The organism is Terasakiella sp. SH-1 (assembly GCF_004564135.1).
In the GTDB taxonomy this organism is placed as follows: Bacteria; Pseudomonadota; Alphaproteobacteria; order Rhodospirillales; family Terasakiellaceae; genus Terasakiella.
In genome coordinates this window covers 214445-237169 of the sequence record NZ_CP038255.1, presented here as the reverse complement: position 1 = coordinate 237169, position 22725 = coordinate 214445, and the positions used below count along the sequence as shown (strand labels likewise).

The 22725-nt window shown below is 48.5% G+C and carries 21 protein-coding genes; 10 read left to right on the top strand and 11 right to left on the bottom strand.

Features of this window, described 5'->3' with window-relative positions; all coding sequences use genetic code 11:
* Positions 1-52 precede the first annotated feature (52 nt).
* The 3 genes from E4K71_RS01080 to E4K71_RS01070 all read right to left on the bottom strand — a co-directional run bounded on the left by E4K71_RS01080 (position 53) and on the right by E4K71_RS01070 (position 3488).
* Positions 53-1156, bottom strand: a complete 1104-nt coding sequence (locus E4K71_RS01080) for an amino acid ABC transporter permease (protein ID WP_135075307.1) — start codon at positions 1154-1156, stop codon at positions 53-55.
* Between the two features lies 1 nt (position 1157).
* Positions 1158-2354, bottom strand: a complete 1197-nt coding sequence (locus E4K71_RS01075; protein ID WP_135075304.1) for an amino acid ABC transporter permease — start codon at positions 2352-2354, stop codon at positions 1158-1160.
* Between the two features lie 111 nt (positions 2355-2465).
* Positions 2466-3488 (bottom strand): amino acid ABC transporter substrate-binding protein, encoded by a 1023-nt coding sequence (locus E4K71_RS01070; RefSeq protein WP_135075301.1) that lies wholly within the window; start codon positions 3486-3488, stop codon positions 2466-2468.
* Positions 3489-3989: 501 nt separating this feature from the next.
* On the opposite strand from E4K71_RS01070, the gene E4K71_RS01065 reads away from it, so the two are divergent.
* The 3 genes from E4K71_RS01065 (at position 3990) to E4K71_RS01055 (ending at position 6767) form a co-directional block, all read left to right on the top strand.
* Complete coding sequence (locus E4K71_RS01065; protein WP_135075298.1) at positions 3990-4862, top strand: S-methyl-5'-thioadenosine phosphorylase; 873 nt, start codon at positions 3990-3992, stop codon at positions 4860-4862.
* 103 nt (positions 4863-4965) lie between these two features.
* Positions 4966-6060 (top strand): S-methyl-5-thioribose-1-phosphate isomerase, encoded by a 1095-nt coding sequence (gene mtnA / locus E4K71_RS01060; protein ID WP_135075295.1) that lies wholly within the window; start codon positions 4966-4968, stop codon positions 6058-6060.
* Positions 6060-6767: a class II aldolase/adducin family protein gene (locus E4K71_RS01055; protein WP_206201932.1), complete on the top strand. Its 708-nt coding sequence runs from the start codon at positions 6060-6062 to the stop codon at positions 6765-6767. Before mtnA ends, E4K71_RS01055 begins: the two co-directional genes overlap by 1 nt.
* Before the next feature lie 83 nt (positions 6768-6850).
* On the opposite strand, the gene E4K71_RS01050 is transcribed toward E4K71_RS01055, so the two are convergent.
* Entirely contained in the window at positions 6851-7219 is a 369-nt protein-coding gene (locus E4K71_RS01050; protein ID WP_135075289.1) for a response regulator, read from the bottom strand.
* Positions 7220-7363: 144 nt separating this feature from the next.
* On the opposite strand from E4K71_RS01050, the gene E4K71_RS01045 reads away from it, so the two are divergent.
* The 7 genes from E4K71_RS01045 to pheT all read left to right on the top strand — a co-directional run bounded on the left by E4K71_RS01045 (position 7364) and on the right by pheT (position 13010).
* Positions 7364-7813, top strand: coding sequence for a PaaI family thioesterase (locus tag E4K71_RS01045; protein ID WP_167730181.1), 450 nt, complete (start codon positions 7364-7366; stop codon positions 7811-7813).
* Entirely contained in the window at positions 7813-8220 is a 408-nt protein-coding gene (locus tag E4K71_RS01040) for a PaaI family thioesterase (RefSeq protein ID WP_135075283.1), read from the top strand. The genes E4K71_RS01045 and E4K71_RS01040 overlap by 1 nt, the downstream gene beginning before the upstream one ends.
* Positions 8221-8248: 28 nt before the next feature.
* On the top strand, positions 8249-8644 hold the full coding sequence (gene apaG, locus E4K71_RS01035; protein ID WP_135075280.1) for a Co2+/Mg2+ efflux protein ApaG: 396 nt from the start codon (positions 8249-8251) through the stop codon (positions 8642-8644).
* A 172-nt stretch (positions 8645-8816) separates the two neighbouring features.
* Complete coding sequence (gene rpmI / locus E4K71_RS01030) at positions 8817-9014, top strand: 50S ribosomal protein L35 (RefSeq protein WP_135075277.1); 198 nt, start codon at positions 8817-8819, stop codon at positions 9012-9014.
* Between the two features lie 35 nt (positions 9015-9049).
* Positions 9050-9406, top strand: a complete 357-nt coding sequence (gene rplT, locus E4K71_RS01025) for a 50S ribosomal protein L20 (RefSeq protein WP_135075274.1) — start codon at positions 9050-9052, stop codon at positions 9404-9406.
* A 119-nt stretch (positions 9407-9525) separates the two neighbouring features.
* Positions 9526-10602 (top strand): phenylalanine--tRNA ligase subunit alpha, encoded by a 1077-nt coding sequence (pheS, locus tag E4K71_RS01020; protein WP_135075271.1) that lies wholly within the window; start codon positions 9526-9528, stop codon positions 10600-10602.
* Positions 10599-13010, top strand: a complete 2412-nt coding sequence (gene pheT, locus E4K71_RS01015; protein WP_135075268.1) for a phenylalanine--tRNA ligase subunit beta — start codon at positions 10599-10601, stop codon at positions 13008-13010. The genes pheS and pheT overlap by 4 nt, the downstream gene beginning before the upstream one ends.
* Before the next feature lie 57 nt (positions 13011-13067).
* Here the strand turns inward: pheT and E4K71_RS01010 are convergent, their stop codons facing one another.
* The 7 genes from E4K71_RS01010 to E4K71_RS00980 form a co-directional block, all read right to left on the bottom strand.
* Complete coding sequence (locus tag E4K71_RS01010; protein WP_135075265.1) at positions 13068-15155, bottom strand: response regulator; 2088 nt, start codon at positions 15153-15155, stop codon at positions 13068-13070.
* Complete coding sequence (locus tag E4K71_RS01005; protein WP_135075262.1) at positions 15155-15706, bottom strand: heme NO-binding domain-containing protein; 552 nt, start codon at positions 15704-15706, stop codon at positions 15155-15157. Before E4K71_RS01005 ends, E4K71_RS01010 begins: the two co-directional genes overlap by 1 nt.
* A 113-nt stretch (positions 15707-15819) precedes the next feature.
* Positions 15820-16992 (bottom strand): response regulator, encoded by a 1173-nt coding sequence (locus E4K71_RS01000; protein ID WP_135075259.1) that lies wholly within the window; start codon positions 16990-16992, stop codon positions 15820-15822.
* A 10-nt stretch (positions 16993-17002) separates the two neighbouring features.
* Complete coding sequence (locus E4K71_RS00995; protein WP_135075256.1) at positions 17003-18214, bottom strand: response regulator; 1212 nt, start codon at positions 18212-18214, stop codon at positions 17003-17005.
* Between the two features lie 85 nt (positions 18215-18299).
* A complete protein-coding gene (locus tag E4K71_RS00990; protein ID WP_135075253.1) occupies positions 18300-19685 on the bottom strand; it encodes an ATP-binding protein in 1386 nt (461 codons plus the stop codon).
* On the bottom strand, positions 19686-20885 hold the full coding sequence (locus E4K71_RS00985) for an FIST N-terminal domain-containing protein (RefSeq protein ID WP_167730180.1): 1200 nt from the start codon (positions 20883-20885) through the stop codon (positions 19686-19688).
* Positions 20878-22725 carry a sensor histidine kinase gene (locus E4K71_RS00980; RefSeq protein WP_135075247.1) on the bottom strand — a complete coding sequence of 616 codons (1848 nt, stop codon included), beginning with the start codon at positions 22723-22725 and terminating at the stop codon, positions 20878-20880. Before E4K71_RS00980 ends, E4K71_RS00985 begins: the two co-directional genes overlap by 8 nt.

Below are 22725 nucleotides of genomic sequence, written 5' to 3'. Positions count from 1 at the left end.
ATGGCGCAAATGCTCAATGTAGCCGGAAAAACCGGCTACTCGAAATTTGCTATTAGCGTTTGTGTCCGGTGTGAAGTTTGCGCTCCAGTGCTTGGCTGTATTTGGACATGCCAAAACAGAAAACCCAGAAACAGAACGCGGCAAATACGTATCCCTCGGTCGCCACCCCGCCCCAGGCCGGATCGACGATGGAAGACTGCACAGTCGCCAAAACATCCAGCAGACCAATGATCAACACAAGGGTGGTGTCTTTAAACAGGGCGATAAAGGTGTTCACAATGCCCGGAATAACCAGCTTCAAGGCTTGCGGTAAAATGATCAACCCCATGGACTGCCAATAGCCAAGCCCCAGTGAATCAGCAGCTTCAAACTGCCCTTTCGGGATGGCTTGCAGCCCCCCACGGATCACTTCGGCCATATAAGCCGACTGGAACATGGTAATCCCGATCAAGGCGCGCAGCAGCTTTTCAAAATCCCAGCCTTCCGGCAAGAACAGTGGCAGCATCACAGAGGCCATGAACAGAACCGAGATCAACGGCACACCGCGCCACAGTTCAATAAAGGCCACACAAACCATGCGCACCATGGGCATTTCAGAACGACGGCCCAAGGCCAGCACCACACCAAAGGGCAAGGCCGCCACGATCCCCACATAGGACAGCACCAATGTCAGCATCAAGCCGCCCCATTGATGTGTTTCCACATGGGGAAGACCGAACCAGCCCCCGATGAGCAAAATGCCAACGATCACAGGCAGGATGGTTAAACCTGCAACACCCAGCCATTTTTTGATCTCGCTAGAGACCTGATCAAAGAATTGCGGCACGACCACAAGGGCAAGCAAAAAGAAGCTCAAATCTACCCGCCAGCGTTCAGCCTCGGTATAAAAACCATAGGTGAAGAAACCAAGACGACTTTGAATAAAGACCCAGCAGGCCCCGCTGTCACTACAGGCACTTGGCCCATCACCGGTGAAGTTTGCACTGAAAAACGCCCAGTCCAAAATCGGCGGGAGTGTTTCATACAGCAAATAAAGGGTCGCCAGAGTCAACGCTGTATTGATCGGTGAGGACAATAAGTTTTGACGTACCCACGCAACCGGACCCGTTGTTGATACGGGCGGCGGGAGCGCTTCTTTTTCGACAAATTTTCCCATCTTAACGCTCCTTCAAGGCCATGGCTTTGTTATACCAGTTCATCACAACCGATAGGATCAGGCTAATGGTCAGATAGACCGCCATGGTCATGGCGACAATTTCAACCGCCTGACCTGTCTGGTTCAGCGTTGTCCCCATAAAGACATTCACGATATCTGGATAGCCAATGGCCGTTGCCAGCGAAGAGTTCTTCGCAAGGTTGAGATACTGGCTGGTCAGCGGTGGGATCACCACGCGCATGGCTTGCGGGATAATGATCTGGCGCAATGTCACACTGCGACGTAAGCCCAGGCTTTCCGCAGCCTCTGTCTGCCCATGGGGAACAGCCAAAATACCGGCACGCACGATCTCGGCAATGAAGGCCGCCGTATAAGTGGATAAAGCCAGCAAAAGCGCGATTAATTCAGGAATGACCTGCACACCGCCCTTCAGGTTAAAGCGTGTCTGCTCTGGCATTTCCCACGTCAAAGGGGCACCCATCACAAGGAAGACCAGCAACGGCAAACCGAGCACCAGCCCGGCCCCCGCCCAAAAGGCCGGGAATTGTTCACCCGTTTCTTCCTGACGCTTTGTCGACCAGCGCGATAAGCCGGCCGCCCCCACAATACCAACGATCAAGGCAATCCAGACAACGCTAAAACCCTCTCCTGCGATAGGTTCTGGAAAATAAAGACCCCGGTTATTGAGGAAAATAGCATCACCAGCTGACAGACTGCCACGCGGGCTCGGCAATGGTTGCAGCACCGCGAAATACCAGAAGAAAATCTGCAATAACAAAGGGATGTTGCGCAGGGTTTCCACATAAACCGATGCAATTTTGGCAATCAGCCAGTTCTTGGACAGACGGGCAACCCCCATCACAAAACCAAGCACTGTGGCCAGAATAATGCCTAAGAATGAAACTAAAACAGTATTGAGCAAGCCGACAAGGAAGGTACGCCCATAGGTATGAGACGCATCATAGTCGACCAGACTCATCAAAATTTCAAAGCCGGCGGGATTACTTAAAAAATCAAAGCCCGTGGTGATCCCCCGGCTTTCCATATTCTGAAGCGTGTTCTGGAAAATTGTCCAGCCCAGCCAGATGAGGAAGGCAAATAACAGCGATTGAAAGACGACCGCACGCACACGCGGGTCATACAGTGCCGAGGAATTTTGTTTGGGCTTGGTGGCTGTGTCGTTCTTTTCTTGCGACATATGCACACTCCAAACTCTTATAAAAAGAAAAAGTGGGTGTGTTGATCTTTGCGAAGGCTCCCTCGCGTCACAACACACCCACCCCTAAATTATACGTCTACCCGTCAGCTCTTAGCGAACCGGCGGTGCGTACTGCAAGCCACCTTTAGACCACAGCGCATTCAAACCACGAGAGATTTGCAGCGGTGTGTTCGGGCCAACGTTACGGTCAAACATTTCGCCGTAGTTACCAACTTGCTTAACGGCATCATATGCCCAGTTTGCACCAAGGCCCAGTTTTGCACCTGCATCACCAGATGTACCGACCAGACGCTGAACACCTGGGTTTGTGCTTTTCAGCATGTCATCAGCATTAGCAGATGTCACACCCATTTCTTCAGCGTTCACCAGTGCAAACAATGTCCATTTCACGATATTGAACCACTGGTCATCACCTTGGCGTACAACCGGGCCAAGCGGTTCTTTGGAAATAACTTCCGGCAGAACAACTGCTTTTGACGGATCATCCAGTTTGGAGCGAAGCGCATAAAGCTGCGATTGGTCAGATGTCAAAATGTCACAACGACCTGCGGCAAAACCTTGTACAGTTTGGTCAGATGTATCGTAAACAACCGGGCTGAACTTCATACCGTTAAGACGGAAATAATCCGCAAGGTTCAGTTCCGTTGTTGTCCCTGCTTGAATACAAACAGATGCGCCATCCAGTTCCAGCGCAGACTTCACACCCAGTTCTTTTTGAACCATGAAGCCCTGACCGTCGTAATAGTTTACGCCTGCAAAGTTCAGACCCAAGGACGTATCACGTGTATGTGTCCATGTTGTGTTACGAGACAGCACGTCAATTTCACCAGACTGCAGTGCTGTGAAACGTTCTTTGGCTGTCAACGGAATGAATTTAACCTTGTTCGCATCACCCAGAACGGCGGCAGCAACCGCACGGCAAGTATCTGCGTCCAGACCTGTCCAGTTACCTTTTTCGTCGGGCAGAGAGAAACCCGGCAGACCTGTTGAAGCACCACACAGCAATTCGCCACGTGCCTTAACAGTGTCCAGTGTGCTTGCCGCCATGGCAGCTGTTGCAGAAACAGCAGTTGCAACAAATGCACCTGTCAGGACAGATAGAGTTTTTTTCATGTTAGAAATCTCCCGTGATTTACATAAAAACAAAATGTTCCGACTGTCCGCCCTGATGAGTTTTGCCCTCATCTAAAAACAGACACTTAAGCTCCCTAACCACAAAGATACTTATCGAAACACCTGTCAAAAAAGACCCAAACGGCCTTTTAAAAAATTATCTTTTCACCTTTGAAACCGATCACCGAATTTCAAATGCACATTCAGCAGCTTTACCCTTAATTAACCGATTGGCAAGACCAAATTTCACAAGTTTTCATTTTTTTGACCAACCACTCAAATTTTCTGCGTAGTAATGGGTATCTTTTCGCAATAGCTGAATGTTTTTAAGGCATTATTGTGCATTGCAACGTAAGCAACTGATCAAATGACAGGCCCTGACTGACCATTTTTTAAGCGCTCACACGAAAGAATCTTACCTTTTTTCTTTTTCATGGATTTTCACCCCATTCCATGCCAAAAATCGTTCCAACACAGATTTAATCAAAGGGACTCTTGGATATGTCAGAAACAATTATCGGCGTTATGGGTGGTAGCGGCATCTATGAAATTGACGGGTTGGAAAACACCCGTTGGGAGACCATCACGTCACCTTTTGGCACTGTGTCTGACGATATTCTCTTTGGGGAACTGGATGGCGTACAAATGCGTTTTCTACCCCGCCATGGTCGCGGCCATAAAATCTCACCATCTGAGGTCAACTACCGCGCCAATATTGATGCGATGAAACGTGCAGGCGTAACAGACATTGTATCTGTATCAGCCTGTGGCTCTTTAAAAGAAGAACTGCCACCGGGGCATTTTGTGCTGGCCGATGATTATATTGACCGCACCTTTGCCCGTGAAAAATCTTTCTTTGGCACCGGCTGTGTTGCCCATGTGGCTTTTGGTGAACCGGTATCGAAACGATTGGTTGATTGCCTGGAAGACGCCCTGAAAGAAACAGGCATTGACTATACCCGTGGCGGCACCTACCTCGCCATGGAAGGTCCGCAGTTCTCCACCAAGGCCGAATCAAACCTCTATCGTAGTTGGGGCTGTTCCGTCATCGGAATGACCAACATGCCTGAAGCCAAATTGGCGCGTGAAGCCGAGATGGGCTATGCCACTGTCGCCATGGTCACAGATTATGACTGCTGGCACGAAGACCACGACGATGTGACCGTGGAACAAGTGATCAAAGTCCTGCTGGAAAATGCCGAAAAAGGCCGCAATCTGGTCAAGGCTGCCGCCCCGAAAATCGCCGCGGCCCCCCTGCCCTGCCCAAGCGGCTGTCACAACGCCCTCGAATACGCCCTGATCACAGCACCCGATGCCCGTGATCCAGAAGTGATGAAAAAACTGGATGCGGTTGCAGGTCGAGTTTTGAAATAACACCCGATATGTCATCCCCGACTTGATCGGGGATCTCCCTCCCCTATTGGATAAAGGTCCCCGCCTTTCGCGAGGACGACATGGATATTTAAGGAACAAGCACATGAAAGTTAACGGTATCCCGACGCGCCCGATTTGGCTGGATCATGATGGCTGGGGGGTGAATATTATTGATCAGACCAAACTGCCCCACACTTATGAAATTGTGCGTATGGAAACATTGGCTGATGCCTGTCATGCCATTTTTGACATGCTGGTGCGTGGTGCCCCATTGATTGGGGCGACAGCTGGCTACGGCATGGCTTTGGCTTTGCGCCATGATGCCACTGATGGTGGATTTGATCAGGCTTATAAGGAACTGTATGCCACCCGCCCCACGGCTGTAAACCTTCGCTGGGCCTTGGATGAGATGCGTGATCAAATCCTGCCCTTGCCAGAAGGCGAGCGCGAAGCAGCGGCTTACAAACTTGCGGCGCAAATCTGTGAGGATGATGTGGCGCAGAACTCCTCCATTGGCGATCATGGCCTCAAGCTCATCGAAGAGATTTGGGAGAAAAAGGGCAAGCAAGGGGTGGTGAACATCCTCACCCACTGTAACGCCGGTTGGCTGGCGACCGTAGATTGGGGGACGGCAACATCGCCCATGTATAAAGCCCATGATGCGGGTATTCCCGTTCATGTTTGGGTCGATGAAACCCGCCCGCGCAATCAAGGGGCCTCCCTCACCGCATGGGAGCTGGGTAATCATGGTGTGCCGCACACCTTGATCGTGGATAATGCCGGCGGTCATTTGATGCAGCATGGCGAAGTCGATATCTGTTTTGTCGGCACGGACCGCACCACGGCCTCCGGTGATGTGTGTAACAAGATCGGCACGTATCTGAAAGCACTCGCTGCCCATGATAATGACGTGCCTTTCTACGTTTGCCTACCTTCGCCCACCATTGACTGGACGGTGGATGATGGGGTGAAGGAAATCCCCATTGAACAGCGCGATGGCACTGAAGTCACCGAAATGACAGGCCGCTTAAAAGATGGCACGGTTGCCACCGTCACCATCACGCCAGAAGGCTGCACGGCAGGCAATTATGCCTTTGATGTCACCCCTGCCAAATATGTCACCGGACTGATTACGGAACGTGGGGTCTCCGAAGCCTCCAAAGAGGCACTCGCCGCCATGTTCCCGGATAAAGTCTGATGCCCTTGCGCCAAGCTGTCATTGATACCGCCCTGAAAATGAATGCCCTTGGCATTAATCAGGGCACCAGCGGCAATGTCTCTGCCCGATCCCAAAACGGCTTTTTCATCACGCCGTCCGGGCTGGATTATGATAAGCTAGACCCCAGCCATATTGTCGAGGTACGCGAAGACGGCAGCTACCTGGGTCGCTGGAAACCGTCCAGCGAATGGCTATTTCACCGCGATATCATGGCCGCACGCAAAGACGTCAATGCCATCATTCATACCCATTCCAAGTTCGCCACCACACTGGCCTGCCTGCGCCGCGACCTGCCCCCCTTTCATTATATGATTGCGGTGTGTGGCGGCAAAAATGTGCGCTGTGCACCTTACGCCACCTTCGGCACGCAAGCATTGTCAGACGTTGCCCTTGAAGCGCTGCAAAGCCGCAACGCTTGTCTGCTTGCCAATCACGGTATGATCGTGGCCGCACCCAATCTGGATAAGGCACTCAAGATCGCACAGGAACTGGAACTGCTCTGTGAACAATATCTCACCGCCTTGCAAGTGGGCGAGCCTCATATCCTCAGCGATACGGAAATGGATGAGGTGATGGAGAAATTCAAGACCTACGGTAAACAAGGGGCTTTAGGAGAAGAAAAGCCGACAAACAGCCGTGATCCATGGAGCAAAGGGTTTTCAGCTTATAAGTCCTTCCCTTCCTAATCCCACCGTCATCCCCGGCTTGATCGGGGATCTTTTTCCGCCTGAAGGAGGTCCCCGCCTTCGCGAAGACGACGAATAATGGCTTAGCGCAACAACGCCTGAACCGTCTGAATAAATTCATCTGGTTTAAACGGTTTTTGTAAAATGGCATCGGCTCCGCACCCCAAAGCGGTATCGAGCAAATCCCCACCATCACGATCAGGACCACCCCCAGAAATTGCAAGAATCCGTATATTTTGGTTCGCCGAAACGGCCTGTTCGATCACTTTCAATCCATCAATTTCCGGCATGAGAAGATCCGTAATCAACAGATCAAACGAATGGCTTTCTAGCTGTGCAAGCGCCCCCTGACCACTGGCTTCGCCCTGAACATCAAAGCCTGCTCTCTTCAGCCCCTCAACCATTGCCCGTAAAAGAGTTCGATCATCATCAACAATCAAAAGATGTGCCATAAACTCTCTCCTCTCAAAATTGTTGTACAGAATGCCAGCTCCCCACGGAAATGTAAACAAAAGCGTCCCTGCATACAAAAGCCTTTACAAAAACTGTTCGCATACCATACATTATTTCATCACGACTTGTCAGGAAAGAAGCACATGTCCATTGCCCTTCATGATTTCATGCGCACAACCGTAGAGAATTTACCCCATTGTAAAAAACTCGGTCTGAAATTTGACAATCTGGAACAAGGCAAAGGCCGCATGAGATTAAGCCCCCGTCCCGAATTGATCTGCAACCCAGCCAAAAACCTGTTACATAGTGCCATTGTCACCACCTTGCTTGATACTTTATGTGGAACCGTTGCCTCTTCCATTTATCCTGAGGGACGAACTGTAGCAACATTAGACTTACGTCTGGACCATTTAACCCCGGCCTGCGCTGATAGCCCCCTTTATGCCGAAGCTGAATGTTTCCATTTTGATGACGACATTGCCTTTGTACGCGGCTTTGCCTGGCAAGGAGAGGAACAAAGACAACTCACCACCGCCTTGGGAAGCTTTAAAACAAACGGTCATTTTCAACTCCAGGCGGGCGAGGAACAGTGATGAAACCACATTTGCGCCTTTCTCCTTTAAACGACAGTATCCCTTATGCCGATTTTGTCGGACTGACCCTGTATGAAGATACTCAGGGTCTGCTGACTGTTTTAAAAGAAAACCGGGACAATATCGGTAACGAAATTATCGGTGCCGTTCATGGCGGTGTGGTTGCCGGATTGATGGAACATGCTGCTTCTTTTCACCTACTGGATGCCTTGGGTGAAGAGGCTGTCCCCCCTCGTATCATCAATATCTCGGTCGATTACCTGCGCCCGGCCCTTCATCACGCAACCTATGCCCGTGCCCAAATCATCAAACAGGGCAAACGCATCGCCAATGTACGGGTGACTGCCTGGCAAAAAGATGAAAATCGCCCGGTTGCCACTGCACGAGCCCATTTCTTTGTTGCCTAATCTCCAAGAAGCCCCCATCATATTATCTATGAAATTTGAAGAAACCACCCGTATGGTGACCGTTGCGGTCGAACCGATTTTTCTGGAAGATGAATCTGATCCGGAAAAAAGCACTTTTGTCTGGGCCTATCATATTGAAATCAAAAATGATGGATATGAGTCCATTCAATTGATTTCACGCTATTGGAAAATTACCGATGGCCTGGGGCGGACTCAAGAGGTCCGTGGCGAAGGTGTTGTGGGTGAACAACCCCTGTTGGAACCCGGTGGTTCTTATGAATATACCAGCGGTGTGCCCTTACAAACCCCCAGCGGGTTTATGGGCGGATCATATGAGATGATCAGTTCCGCCGGAGAACGTTTGCATGTGACCATTCCCACATTCCTGCTGGATAGCCCCTTTGAAGCCCATACGGTCAATTGAACGACCGTATTTTCCCCTTGCAATCCGTATATCTTGAGTCTATAACCCGCTACCTCGTTGCGAGAGTTATTTTTCGCGACGCATATTTTATTAGTGGCATTAAACACAGACGATCTGAGGCTAAGGCATGCCAAAGCGTCGGGTTTAATGTAAATATATAAAGGATAATAAAATGCCTAAGATGAAGACAAAGTCTGGTGCTAAGAAGCGCTTCAAGATTACTGCGACTGGTAAAGTTCGCGGTGCATACGCATTCAAATCCCACAACCTGCGCAAGCGTTCTCAGAAGATGAAACGCCAAGCTCGTGGTTCTTTCGTTCTGTGCGCTGCTGATGCACGCATGGCGAAATCCATGATGCCGTACGCTTAATTTACGACTCGTAATACACATAAGGATTTAAAGACATGCGTTCTACAGTAGCTGTTGCTTCTCGCGCTCGCCGCAAAAAGATTATCGCCAAAGCCAAAGGTTATCGCGGTCGTAATAATAACGTCCTGCGCGTCGCTATGGAAAAGGTCGAAAAGGGCCTCCAGTATCAGTATCGCGACCGTCGCAATAAAAAGCGTAACTTCCGCTCTTTGTGGATTCAGCGTATCAACGCTGGTTCTCGTCAGTACGGCGTCTCTTACTCTCAATTCATGAACGGCTTGAAGCTGGCTGGTATCGAGCTGGACCGTAAAGTTCTGGCTGACCTGGCTGCACGTGAGCCGGAAGCATTTAAGTCTTTGGTAGAACAGGCTCAGGCCGCTCTTGCCAAGTAATTAAATGCTGATGTATTGCCCTTGCAATGCATAGAAATCTTGGAAAAGGGGACTGAAGCCTTCATGGGCTTTAGTCTCCTTTTTGCTTGTTACCCCCTTTTTTCCATTTAGGAACGGATATGGAAAACCTCGATCAAATTAAAGAAGATGTCTTAAGCGCGGTTGCGGCTGCGACAGACTCCAAGGCACTGGACGATATTCGCGTCAATGCACTGGGTAAAAAAGGTTCAATCACCTCCATGATGAAAAACATGAAGGATTTGAGCCCCGAAGAACGCAAAGAAACAGGCCAAAAGCTGAATCTGGTCAAAGGCGAAGTGGCTCAGGCCATTGAAGCGCGCAAAACTGAACTGGCAGATGCGGAACTGAACGCCCGCCTAATGGCTGAAAAAGTTGACGTGACCCTAAGCACACGCCCTGAAAGCACAGGTACAGTTCACCCGGTCAGCCAAACCATTGATGAAGCCATCGCTATTTTCGGTGAAATGGGTTTCACCGTTGCCGAAGGCCCGAATATCGAGGATGACTGGCGCAACTTCGGGGCGCTCAACATTGGCCCGGAACACCCCGCACGCCAGGACCACGATACCTTCTATCTGCCGCGCGAACAAGACGGTCACCGCATGGTGCTGCGCACCCACACCTCTCCTGTACAAATCCGTTCCATGCAGGAAAAAGGTGCGCCGATCCGTATCGTTTGCCCGGGTCGCACATATCGTTGTGATTATGATGCCACACACACACCCATGTTCCATCAGATCGAAGGTCTGGTGATTGATGAGAAATCACACTTCGGCCACCTGAAGGGCACGCTGATTGATTTCTGTAAGGCTTATTTCGGTGTGGATGACCTGCCCGTTCGTTTCCGCCCGTCTTACTTCCCCTTCACAGAACCCTCTGCGGAAGTGGATATCGGCTGCACCCGTGAAGGCGGCGAATTCAAAATCGGGGCTGGGGATGACTGGCTGGAGATTTTGGGCTGCGGCATGGTGCATCCGAAAGTTCTGGAAAACTGTGGCATTGATTCATCCAAATACCAAGGCTTTGCCTTCGGGATGGGGATTGAACGTATCGCCATGTTGAAATATGGCATTCCAGACTTGCGTACATTCTATGAATCTGACCTTCGCTGGTTGCGTCACTATGGCTTTAAGGCCTTGGATATTCCGTCAATGGTAGGGGGGCTGACCCGATGAAATTCACATTAAGCTGGCTTCTTGAGCATCTTGAAACAGATAAGTCCTGTGACGAGATCGTTGAAAAACTCTCCATGATTGGTTTGGAAGTTGAAGGTGTTGAAGACCGTTCCCGTGGTCTGGAAACCTTTAAAATTGCCGAAATCCTTTCTGCTGAACGTCACCCGGATGCAGACAAGCTTCAAGTTCTGAAAGTCTTTGACGGCGAAAAAGAATATGATGTTGTTTGTGGTGCGCCAAACGCACGTGCGGGCCTGAAAGGTGTCTTTGCCACATCTGGTTCTTACATCCCCGGTCTGGACGTCACCCTGAAACCAACAAAAATTCGCGGTGTGCCATCTGAAGGCATGATGATGTCAGAAGCCGAAATGAAGCTGTCTGAAGATCATGACGGGATCGTTGACTTGCCGGCTGACACCGAAGTTGGTGCCCGTGCGGTAGACATCATGGGTCTGACAGACCCAATCATCGAAATCGCCATCACACCAAACCGTGGCGACTGTGCCGGTGTACGTGGGATTGCACGCGATCTGGCTGCAACGGGTTTTGGTTCCTTAAAACCGATCAATACTGATGTGGTTGAAGGCGGCTTTGAAAGCCCGATCAAAATCAATCTGCATAACCCGACAGAAGGCCCCGCGATCTGTTCACAATTTGCAGGTCGCTACATCCGTGGTGTGAAAAATGGCCCTTCGCCCAAATGGCTGCAAGACAAGCTCTTGGCTGTGGGCCTGCGCCCGATCTCAGCCCTTGTGGATGTAACCAACTATTTCTCCCAAGGTCTATGCCGTCCCTTGCATGTGTTTGATGCAGATAAACTTTCTGGTGACATTAACGTGCGCCTGTCTAAATCCGGTGAAACCATGAAGGCACTGGATGAGAAAGACTACAGCCTTGATGATGATATGACCGTTGTGTGTGATGATACAACACCGCACGCGCTTGCTGGTATCATGGGCGGTGAAGAGTCTGGCTGTAGCGAAGAAACAACAAATGTTTTCCTCGAATGTGCCTTGTTCGATCCGATCCGCACGGCGATGACGGGGCGCAAGCTCGATATCATTTCTGATGCGCGTTACCGCTTTGAACGTGGTGTGGATGAAGCCGCTGTTGTCGATATGACAGAAATGGCAACCCGCCTGATCATTGAACTTTGTGGCGGTGAAGCCTCAAATCTGGTGGTTGCTGGGGATGAGCCCAAATGGCAACGTTCCATTACCCTTCGCAAAGCACGTGTACAGCAGCTCACAGGTGTGGATGTACCGGAAGAAGAAATGGCCCGCATCCTGAAAACACTGGGTTGTGAGCTGACAGATAACGGGGAAACCTTTGATGTACAGCCACCAAGCTGGCGCTCTGATATTGAGCTGGAAGCTTGTCTGGTAGAAGAAGTCATTCGTGTCTTTGGTTATGACCATATCGAAGAAATTTCACTGGAACGTGAAAGCAACCTGCCCAGCGTGGCCTATACGCCCATGCAGCTCAAACGTGATATCTCACGTCGCACACTGGTGTCACGTGGCATGAACGAAGCGGTGACTTATGCGTTTTTGGCGGAAAAAGAAGCCAAGCTGTTTGGCTGGTCTGATGAAAACCTGCGCCTGACCAATCCAATCTCCAAAGATCTGGAAATCATGCGCCCAAGCCTGCTGCCGAACCTGATTTCGGCCTGTCAGCGCAACAACAACAATGGCTACCCCAACGGTTGCCTGTTTGAAGTTGGTCCACAATTTGATGGCGACACAGCCGATGAACAGCCGATTATCGTGGCTGGGGTGCGTACAGGTCAGACAGGCCCACGCAACTGGGCGGATGGTCCGCGCCGTGTAGACGTATTTGATGCCAAGGCCGATGCACTGGCTGTTTTGGAAGCAGCAGGTGCCAAAGTGGACAATCTGCAAGTTGACCCTGAAAGTGCACCTGCCCATTACCATCCGGGTCGCTCCGGTGCCTTAAAGCTGGGTCCGAAGAACACACTGGCTTATTTTGGTGAACTTCACCCCGGTGTGCTCAAGAAAATGGGCTACAAGGGTGTGGCTGTTGGTTTTGAGATTTCACTGGATGCCATTCCAGCAGGTAAGGCCAAGAAAACAGGGGCCCTTCGTCCGCAATTGGTTTTGTCTCAATTCCAACCTGTGGAACGTGACTTTGCCTTTGTAGTCGATAGCGATGTTCCCGCAGCCAAGATCATTCAATCTGCCAAAACAGCAGATAAGAAACTGATCACAGCCGCCAATGTGTTTGACGTTTACGAAGGTGATAATATGGAAGCAGGCAAGAAATCTGTGGCTATTAACATCACCTTGCAACCAACGACAGAAACCCTGACCGATGAACAAATCCAGGCGGTTTGTGACAAGGTTGTGGCCTCTGTTGCGAAAAACACAGGTGGTGAGCTGCGCGGTTAAACGCACTTAGCACTTCATCTAAAAAGCCGGGCTCCATAATTATGAGCCCGGCTTTTTTTATGTCAGGAAACGTTTTTCCGCTTCGGCTTCAAATTCATCAAAAGACTGGGAAAGATGGGCGGGGCTGACCTCCCCATTCATCAGTCTTGTTTCAAGGTCCCCAGCCTGTTGCGCCAAAATCTTGGCACCAATAGAGGCGGCCGCCCCTTTTAAGCTGTGAGCCTCCCGTTTAAGCTGGCTGTTTTCATTGTTGCGCCAAGCACTATGTATATTTTCAATCCGCAAGATACTGTTGCTGAGAAAAGCACGCAGCAGCATTTTATACCCATCCAAATCCAGATCACTGATCATGGTTTGAACAATCTCTTCATCCCATAAATTTGCTGCAACAGGGGCTATTCCGGTCGTTTGTTGCATACCCCCTTCTGTATCTTGTCCCATCACACCAAGCGTATCAGCAATGACCTGTTCAATTCTATCGCGGCTGACAGGCTTGGAGAGAAAATCATTCATCCCGGCCAAAAGGCATTTTTCCCTGTCCCCGGCCATGGCATTTGCCGTCATTGCAATAATCGGGATATTGGCATATTCAGCGGTTTGCGCCCGAATTTCACGGGTGGCCTGATAGCCATCGCATTCAGGCATTTGAACATCCATAAAGACCAGATCATAAGGCAGGCGTGATACAGCATCTATTGCTTCAAAACCATTGCCTGCGATATCAACATAATGACCAAGTTTTTCCAAATACCCGCGCGCAACCATCTGATTGACCTGATTATCTTCGGCCACCAAAATACGTAACCTGACCTGAGGTGGGGTATTGTTTTTCTCCTGTCCTTGCGACGCAGAAGACTGTGCAGGCGCAGTTTTAAACAGAGTGGTTAACAACACATTTTTCAATACCTGCTGGCGAACTGGCTTTGCAACAAAGGCATCATAATCCAGCTTTTCCCCCACATTAGGAGAGGAAGAGGCTAAAATCACAGGCACTTGTTCCAGAACAGGCAACTGGCGATATTTCGCTAAAAAATGAGCCCCATCATAACCAGGCATATTAAAATCAAGAATGATCACATCAAACTGATCTTCATGCACCTTATCCAGTGCCTCTTCAACCGAAGAACAAATGGTATTTTGAATGCCCCAGCTGGACATATTGACATCAAAAATCTCCTGATTGACATCAATATCATCAATGATAAGCGCTTTCTTGCCCAGCAAGGCGTCATCGGAAATGGAATGGGAAAGCGCAGACGCACCTTCAATCCGTTCCAGCGGCAGGATAAAAATGAATTTACTGCCTTTGCCCAGCGCACTTTCCACATAGATTTCACCGCCAAGGGCCTGAACAATCAATTGGGAAATGGCAAGGCCAAGGCCCGTTCCACCATATTTACGCGTGGTGGAGGCATCAACTTGAGAAAACCGTCGAAACAGTTTTTCCTGATCATCAGCACTGATCCCAATACCCGTGTCCTGAATTTCAAAACAAATACCTTTTTCTACCCCATGCACGCGCAAAGCAACCGACCCACTGGCCGTAAACTTAATGGCATTGTTAATCAAATTTAGCAAAACCTGACGAATACGCCCCGGATCAGAACGATAGGTGCCATCCAGCGTAGGCGAAATAATGGACCCAAATTCCAACTGCTTGTCCAATGCCTTGGATGCCATCAGGTCAACAACACTTTCACAAACCTGTACCAGATTGAAATCGGCCTCTTCCAACTCAAGCTTGCCCACTTCGATCTTGGTATAATCCAGAATATCGTTGATGATACGCAGCAGGGCCTCACCAGATTGAGAAATGGTGTTGGCATAATGAGTTTGCTCATCATCCAAATCCGTATCCATCAACAATCCAGTCATACCGATAACCCCATTCATCGGAGTGCGGATTTCATGGCTCATCGTCGCAAGGAATTCAGATTTCGCCTTATTGGCGTCTTTGGCCTGTTCAAGCGCACGACTTAGCTCTTGTGTGCGTTTTGCCACAAGTTCTTCCAATTCGTCGTGCGAATTTTTCAACTTCTGGTTGGCCTCGTATAGTTCGGCACTTTTTTCTTCCAAGAGCCGTTCGGCTTCTTTACGTGCTTTTTTTTCCCGCTCTATACGTCGTTGAAATCTGGCTTCATCCATCACTGTGCACTTGTTCTACGGATGATAAATTCAACCTTACTTTCCTCTTGAGTAGAATGGTTTACGCTTTCGACCTCAGCCTGTTCACCATAATACTCTAATGTCCCTTCAATCAAGCCTTTTGCCAGCACGCTAAAGGGGCGAACAGACGTATAAACCATACGCAAAGTCGCATCATCCGGTTGCTCACAGGTGAATTTCGGCAGTGTGGCATTGGGATAGAGCTTTAAGACCTCTTTGTGAATATGACCATCTACTGATTTAAAAAATTCAAACGAATCTTTAGCCTCGATAAAAAACACCGGATAGCGTGTGCTAAATGTTTTCAGCAAATGCTTACCAAACGCCTTGACCAGATCATCGACTTCCACACCGGTGCGTTTGCTTAAAGCAACCACAAGAGCAATAATTTCGGTGTGGCTATAAGCCCCCACAGCTGTATAGGAACCACCACTTTCCAGATCGCAATCATCCAGAATATCGTCAACCATATCGGCGGAAAAAACCTCTTCCACCATTTCTGTGAATTCAGAAAATACAATACCAAGCATGACGAGCCCTCTCAAAAGCACATTTCATAAATTACTTCAAAGTTTATCTTAATTTAAAATTTAATTTAAGAAAGAAAATAAACCTACGTAGAAATGCGGGGAGAGAGGCCCCACTAACTCAATTTACGCATAGATGGGGAATAACGTTTAAGTTCGGCAACGGAAACCAGCCCGGTCATCGGGGAACGCTTGGCAATCATTTTGAGTTTTTCAATTTGGACTTTTGACAAAATAACACCACGCGATAAAAGCTTACGGTTATCATCTGTCAAAATATCCGATAAAAGAATTTGTCCGGCCACCAGATGATTAATCGGCACACGCCTGCCTTCATAATGGTCTTGAAGGGCGAATTCATGATTGACCAAATGGGTGCGTACCGCCTCATACACCGTTTTATCATAGGTATCTAAATGAACCCGCAGTTTGTCAAATTCGCGCGAGCTGAGCATCAATTCTGAAGAGACCCAGGATAAATCCTCCAATACATGTAACAAACGCGCTTCCAAAGGCAGCTTGGCAATTTCTTCCGGATTCTTAACTTTAAGGGGCTGACGCACCTGCGTGATAATTTCGGCAATTTTTTCAAGGCGCGGGATTTGCTTAATCATGTCATGAACGGTTTGCGCCCCTTGTTGCAAGATCGCTTCTTCTTCGGGTTTCAGGAATTCACCCGATTTTAATTTCACCATCATTTCTTGCGGGATAATCAAATCGCACAAGGGAAGCAACATGGCAGACAGTTTTAAAACCCACTTCTGCTTGATCCCCAGTTCCGGGGCCAAAATCTCACACCATTCCTTAATATGGGACGAACGGGCAAAAGCTTCTGGATTGGAAAAGGCCAACAAATCCACCAACACTTTGACCGTCCCCGACAAGGTATTTTCCAAAAGCTCACGTTCTGCATGGATCAGGCGAAACTGTTCAAACCCGGCATCAATCCCTTTCGCCAGAACATCTGCTTCACAGGGTTTACAATAAAAACGAAAAATCGCCCCTTCATTCACCGCATCAATCGCCGTTTGCTGATCGGCATTACCCGTCAACATAATACGCACCACATCTGGGGAAATTTCACGAATATGTTTCAGGGTTTCCAGCCCATCCATTTCGGGCATACGCATATCAGTGACCACCACACCAATATCCGGGTTTTCTTTCAGAAGCTCCAGCCCTTGTGCCCCACCTTCAGCAGTCAGCACGTTAAACCGTTTATGATATTGCCGTTTTAACCCACTTAGCAAATTCACATCATCATCAATGATCAGCAGTTTCTCTGTCATGCCATCCTCCTTAGTTGGAATTTAAGGCCAGAATGTCTTCCCACTTCAAAGATGAAATGTCGATTTTTTGCTGACTTAAAAACTCTTGATCAAGAGTATCAGCAAACTCTTCAAAATTCGGCTGATCCGAATGTGAAAATTCCATCAATTCATGGGCAAGATATAAAGCCGCCAAAATCGGCTGCGGTACATCCGGGCAATTTTTTGGATTATGTTGGTAGGCGACGGCTTCGCATACCGGAAAAGAAAAACCCCATAACCCCAGAAAATATGCCCCGACCCAGGCATGATCGACCCCTAAAATAACTTTCTCAACGTCCTGAACAGGCTTGTTTTTTTGCACAGATAAAACCATGGCCTGCTTAAATTCCTTCGGCCAGGAAATCGCCATTAAAAGTGACCCGACATGAGACAGTGTTCCCGCACAGCCTGCCTGATCACAATCCATCTGATCAAATTCCAGTTCTTTGGCTACCCTTTGAGCCACAAGTGAAATCTGCATACTTTCATTACAGATATTTTCCAACACCACAATTTCCTGTGCACTGCCTTCAAAAGACGAAAACACCCCACTCAGTAATGACATGCTTTTGAGTGTATCCAACCCTAACAGGCTGACAGCAGCAGAAAGATCATTGACCCGTTGCGGCAAACCAAAAAAGGCTGAATTGCATACTTTCAAGACCTGAGCCTTCATGCCCACATCTTTTTCCATAATCGCCGCGATTGATTTATTGGTGGAATAATCGTTTTCCAGCTCCGCCATCAGTTCGTGATAGATCTCCGGCAGACTGGGCAAAGACTTCATCTTTGTAATCCGTTCGCGGACCTCATACTTAACCATATTGGCGCGAAAAGTGATTAACCGCTCCAGCGTATCTTCCAACAAATCAAAATCACATGGCTTGGCAAGATACTGATGTGCAGCCCCTACGACCTTAAGGATGGTTTCATCTTTTGAATAACCAGACAAGACAACACGGGCCGTATCGGGTGAAATTTTACAGACCTCTTCCAATAACTGCGCACCATCCATTTGCGGCATCCGCATATCACTGACAATCACATCAATGGTTTCATTTTCCATCAATGCCAAAGCATCACGGCCACTTTCGCAAAAGCTCATTTGCCATTTCTTCCGCTTGCCATGCAACCCACGACGCAAGCCCATCAAGATGTTGCTTTCATCGTCGACAAACAAAATATGTGGCTTCTTATCCATGATGACCCTTCTTCATTTATATATACAGGATTTCATATTCTACTTTAATTGTATACCCCCATATGGGGACAAGCCTTGATCGCTCTTAGACAATAGGTAATTGAATAATAAAAGTTGTTCCCACGCCAACCTCTGTTTCGAAAAACAGACTCCCCTTATGTTTATTCACAATAATATCGCGTGCCAAAGCCAGCCCCTGCCCCGTTCCCCTGCCCACATCCTTGGTCGTATAAAAAGGTGTAAATACATGGTCTTGATGTTCAGGGTCAATGCCGCTGCCATCATCTGAGACACGAACCTCAACACGATCTTCCAAACGTTTGGTCGCAATCTTGATATGACCGAGTCGTTCCTGCCCTGTATCTTCAATCGCATGAACCGCATTCACGATAAGATTCAAAATCACCTGGTTAATCTCTGCAACCAAACAGGTGATCGGACCGATCTGCTCATCAAGGTCCGTCTCAACTTTTGCCACATTTTTCCATTCATTGCGCGAAACAGTTAATGTGGTCTGAATTGCCCGGTTGATATCCATGGGAACCTTGTCTTTCACACCGGGGTGGGAGAATTCCTTCATCGCCAGTACAATCTTTGCAATTTGCTGTATCCCGACAATGGACTGATCAATCGCCTGAGGGATTTCTTCCATCAAAAAGGCAACATCGCTTTCTTCCAGCATATGGCGCAATTGCTGATTTTCATCGGCGCAAACCTTTGCCTGAGAACAGGCATTGGACAAGGTAACAGCAAGTTCCAAAACCTTGCTGATGTCTTCAGCCCCTTCTTTCAGGAAATGTAAATTATCCCCGATATATTGGGACGGCGTATTAATTTCATGGGCAATCCCCCCCGCAAGATGGCCCACAGCCTCCAGTTTTTGTGCGTTTCTCAACTCGCTCAACAAGTGATTTTTTTCCTGACGCACAACAGAAATGGAAATGGCCTGTTTCAAAATAGGCAGCAGCCCCTGAAACATCCCAAGTTCGGATCGACTAAAAGGTTTGCCACCGGCCCGTTCGATAAATAAGCCATAATGTACGTCCTGATGCTGAATTCCAGAAATCAGTAATGATGCATGGATATCATGTAAAAGCGTGCAGGTCTGCTCTTTCACACAAGAAAACTTGGACGTATCGGGAATATTGACACATCGCCCGGACAGGGATTTTTTATAAATAGCGCATCCTTCACAAGGGGCCACATGGGTATCATCTGCGCCTTGAAATGTTGTGCGTACACTGAGCTGCCCCTCTTCTTTTTCCTCATATAAGGAAACACAATCAGCATGAAAAATATCTCGTAAGATATTGAGAAAGCCCTTCAGTTGCCCCTCATCCTCATTAAACAGGTCCAACAGTTTTGACACCGCTGTCAGCTGAGCATCTTTTTCTTGCACTTTTTGGATTTCATGCTGGCGAAGATGTTCAAGTTCTGCAATTGATTCCAGAAGAACGATGGTTTCCGTCATTTAAGACTGCCCCCACATCAAGGAAGACACCATCAAATTACCATGACAGTTCTCTCCGGCAATCACCTGGCCTTGTTCGCCAAAGGTAAAAGCCGTCATGAAAGGCTTCCCGCCCAGCGTTTGGGTAATCCGCTTGTGAAGCTCTTCCAAATCATCACGGACAGTCAACATGCAGCCCGCACAATAAACAATAATCGACCCGGCAATCTGATCTGTGGAAATATCGGCAATATTTCTGGCAAATTCACAAACACGCGAAGCCCGGTTCAGCAACATGTCCTTGTTGCCACTCATCAAGGTAACGATCTGCCCCTCTTCCACATCTGTAAAAAGGGTCAGATACCCTTCCGGGGTAATGGTTTCTGGATGAGACATCAAATACATATCTGCCCCGCTTAAATCTCCGACACGCCGCCCAAGGGGAGCCAAGGTTGTCTGCCCCAAAATATTGAGACTGTCTTCACGCCCTGCCTTTAAATCTATCCCTGTCCAACGTGCATAAACCTCCCCGGCCAGTTGATGGTCCAGTTCTTTGACAATACGCTTGTCGCTGGATGTAATCGTGGCAGATGTATCTGTGGGAATATAGGCACTTTGAAAGCTGTTCCCCATAGCATTTTCACTGAAAATGGCTGTTACCACACATCCATTTTGAGCCCCGCCATGCTGATTAAATAACGACCAGTTTCCGGCAATTTCATTATCGGCACACGACCCGCCGATAATCGGAATATCCTGCCCCAGAACCCCCTGCAATCCCTCCAATGCCTCTTCTTCTGAACCCGGACTGCAGGTGGTCCAAACCAAATCCGGCATTTCTCCTTCCCGATCAATCTGGGTTAAGGCAAGGTGCAAGGCATCAACGGCAGCCTGTTTCATATTGAGGGACGCATCACAAAACCCAACCCCGTAAGAAGACTCATCATCAGCTACACCATACAGTGCCAACCCGCCATCCGGGGCACTCATCACCCCTTTATCAGTGATCGTCCCCAAACAGGATGTTGCCCCATGAACATGACACTGGGGCCACATTTGATGTAAGTACGTTCGAACAAGATCTGCATCCAGCGCAGCATTCATTTGCACCATGACATATTTCGGCTTGGCCCCAAGCTCACGACGCAATTCTTGAACAGCACTTTCCAATGCCTTTAACGTATCAGAATGCGTATTGCCCGCTGTTGCAATTTTAACCATTACTTGCCTCCTGCCCTTTGCCATTGCCCCCCTGATATGGCAAACGCACAATAAAGGTACTCCCCTCCCCTTCTTGCGTTTCAAATGACAAACTTCCCTGATGTTTATTCACAATAATATCATGTGACAATGACAGCCCCTGCCCTGTCCCACGCCCCACTTCTTTTGTTGTAAAAAACGGATTAAAAACGCGATCCTGATTTTGTGCCTTAATGCCACATCCATTATCCTTCACGCTGATCTCCACCATATCCCCGATTTTTTGTGTTTTAATGGTGATTTCACCATCCATTCCCCGCTCTGCCTCTTCAATTGCATGTGATGCATTTACGATCAAATTCAAGAAGACCTGATTGATTTCTCCGGCATGGCATTTCACAGCGGGCAGTTTTTCATCGAATTGTTCTTTTACGGTTGCCAGGTTTTTCCATTCATTTTTGGAAACGGTCAGGGTTGTTTGTAGTGCCCGGTTCAAATCCACATGCTTTTTCTCTTTCGAACCGGGGTGTGAAAATTCTTTCATCGCCAAAACAATTTTTGAAATTTGGCGAATACCGTTCAATGACTGTTCTGTCGCCAAAGAGGTTTCTTCCAACAAGAAATCCAGATCAACTTCGGCAATCATTTTATCAATTTCAGCAACCCGTTGTTCACAATAACCATGCATGCGACATTCTTCTTTCAAGGCAATGGTTTGCATCAACAAGGCAATCAGGTCTTTCTCACTATCAAGTAAAAAGCGCAAATTATCCCCGATATATTGCGAGGGTGTGTTGATTTCATGGGCAATGCCCCCTGCCAACTGGCCGATGGCTTCCAGTTTCTGGGCCTGCTGTAATTCCTTTGCCAGCGAGGTTTGTTCTTTCAGGGCCGCTTCCAGCTCTTCAGCCATATGGTTAAAGGCTTCGGCAAAACGCACAATCTCTTTTGGCCCTTCCGTCTTCAAACGCATATTCAATCCGCCCATATCCCGCACAGAAGCAATGCTCTTGGCAAAACCCTCAAGGGGGCGGGAAATCAAATAGGCACATAAGACAACCAGTCCAACTGCCAGAGACAGAAACAGGATCAACCCCGCAAGCTGCACAATCTGGAAAGTACGCAATAAACGAGTGGCTTCATCAACCGAGCTTGCGACAATCACCCCGGTATTATTGACCAACAATTTGTTCTGAACCTGCACCCAGCCTTCAATTTCCTTAGGTGCAAAACTGCCATATTTCGCCAGCTTCGGGTTCGTGCTATAGATCACCCGGTTTTCCCCGTTCACAATGAAAAGTTCATTATTAAACGTGTTGCGCTCAAACAATTCAGCAAAGGCTTCCGGTGGATATTTCACCACAATGGCCCCTTCTGCACTGCTGCCATAATAAATCGGCTGCACCATCACAATCCCGAACGTGTCAATAATCAGGGTTTCCATATCATAATAGCTGGGCACATTGCTCATATCAGCAGGCCCCGCCTTATGCGATGCAATCAGGCGCCCCCGATAATCCACCAAATAAAGTTGTGCCTTGGATGAGGCCGGCAGGGATAAGGAACGAAAAAAGGCCGGCAAATAAGACGAATTCCCCTGAAGGTCGATGATCCCGTTAATGGTCAATTCATTTTCTGCAATGGAACGGGCAAATTCATGCACATCATCAAGACGTTCCTGAATGCTGTCGGTTTCCAGAATACCGATTTCCTGAATATATTGGCCCAGCTGATCACGCAACACCATTTCCAGATAACGACTTCCCCCAAACCACAGGGCGACCATCAACACCACCCCAATGGGCAACACATAGCGCAAAGGATAAATAAAAATGGAAGGTGCCCGTGTCTTGACGCTCAT

Excerpts from the sequence above, each read along its gene's own strand:
- pheS (WP_135075271.1), top strand. The coding sequence starts at position 9,526 with ATGGAAAACCTCGATCAAATTAAAGAAGATGTCTTAAGCGCGGTTGCG.
- E4K71_RS01070 (WP_135075301.1), bottom strand. The coding sequence starts at position 3,488 with ATGAAAAAAACTCTATCTGTCCTGACAGGTGCATTTGTTGCAACTGCT.
- E4K71_RS00995 (WP_135075256.1), bottom strand. The coding sequence starts at position 18,214 with ATGGATAAGAAGCCACATATTTTGTTTGTCGACGATGAAAGCAACATC.
- pheT (WP_135075268.1), top strand. The coding sequence starts at position 10,599 with ATGAAATTCACATTAAGCTGGCTTCTTGAGCATCTTGAAACAGATAAG.
- apaG (WP_135075280.1), top strand. The coding sequence starts at position 8,249 with ATGAAATTTGAAGAAACCACCCGTATGGTGACCGTTGCGGTCGAACCG.
- E4K71_RS01040 (WP_135075283.1), top strand. The coding sequence starts at position 7,813 with ATGAAACCACATTTGCGCCTTTCTCCTTTAAACGACAGTATCCCTTAT.
- E4K71_RS01010 (WP_135075265.1), bottom strand. The coding sequence starts at position 15,155 with ATGGATGAAGCCAGATTTCAACGACGTATAGAGCGGGAAAAAAAAGCA.
- E4K71_RS01005 (WP_135075262.1), bottom strand. The coding sequence starts at position 15,706 with ATGCTTGGTATTGTATTTTCTGAATTCACAGAAATGGTGGAAGAGGTT.
- rpmI (WP_135075277.1), top strand. The coding sequence starts at position 8,817 with ATGCCTAAGATGAAGACAAAGTCTGGTGCTAAGAAGCGCTTCAAGATT.
- E4K71_RS01045 (WP_167730181.1), top strand. The coding sequence starts at position 7,364 with ATGTCCATTGCCCTTCATGATTTCATGCGCACAACCGTAGAGAATTTA.
- E4K71_RS01055 (WP_206201932.1), top strand. The coding sequence starts at position 6,060 with ATGCCCTTGCGCCAAGCTGTCATTGATACCGCCCTGAAAATGAATGCC.
- E4K71_RS01050 (WP_135075289.1), bottom strand. The coding sequence starts at position 7,219 with ATGGCACATCTTTTGATTGTTGATGATGATCGAACTCTTTTACGGGCA.
- E4K71_RS00985 (WP_167730180.1), bottom strand. The coding sequence starts at position 20,885 with ATGGTTAAAATTGCAACAGCGGGCAATACGCATTCTGATACGTTAAAG.
- E4K71_RS01075 (WP_135075304.1), bottom strand. The coding sequence starts at position 2,354 with ATGTCGCAAGAAAAGAACGACACAGCCACCAAGCCCAAACAAAATTCC.
- E4K71_RS01065 (WP_135075298.1), top strand. The coding sequence starts at position 3,990 with ATGTCAGAAACAATTATCGGCGTTATGGGTGGTAGCGGCATCTATGAA.
- rplT (WP_135075274.1), top strand. The coding sequence starts at position 9,050 with ATGCGTTCTACAGTAGCTGTTGCTTCTCGCGCTCGCCGCAAAAAGATT.
- E4K71_RS00980 (WP_135075247.1), bottom strand. The coding sequence starts at position 22,725 with ATGAGCGTCAAGACACGGGCACCTTCCATTTTTATTTATCCTTTGCGC.
- E4K71_RS01080 (WP_135075307.1), bottom strand. The coding sequence starts at position 1,156 with ATGGGAAAATTTGTCGAAAAAGAAGCGCTCCCGCCGCCCGTATCAACA.
- mtnA (WP_135075295.1), top strand. The coding sequence starts at position 4,966 with ATGAAAGTTAACGGTATCCCGACGCGCCCGATTTGGCTGGATCATGAT.
- E4K71_RS00990 (WP_135075253.1), bottom strand. The coding sequence starts at position 19,685 with ATGACGGAAACCATCGTTCTTCTGGAATCAATTGCAGAACTTGAACAT.
- E4K71_RS01000 (WP_135075259.1), bottom strand. The coding sequence starts at position 16,992 with ATGACAGAGAAACTGCTGATCATTGATGATGATGTGAATTTGCTAAGT.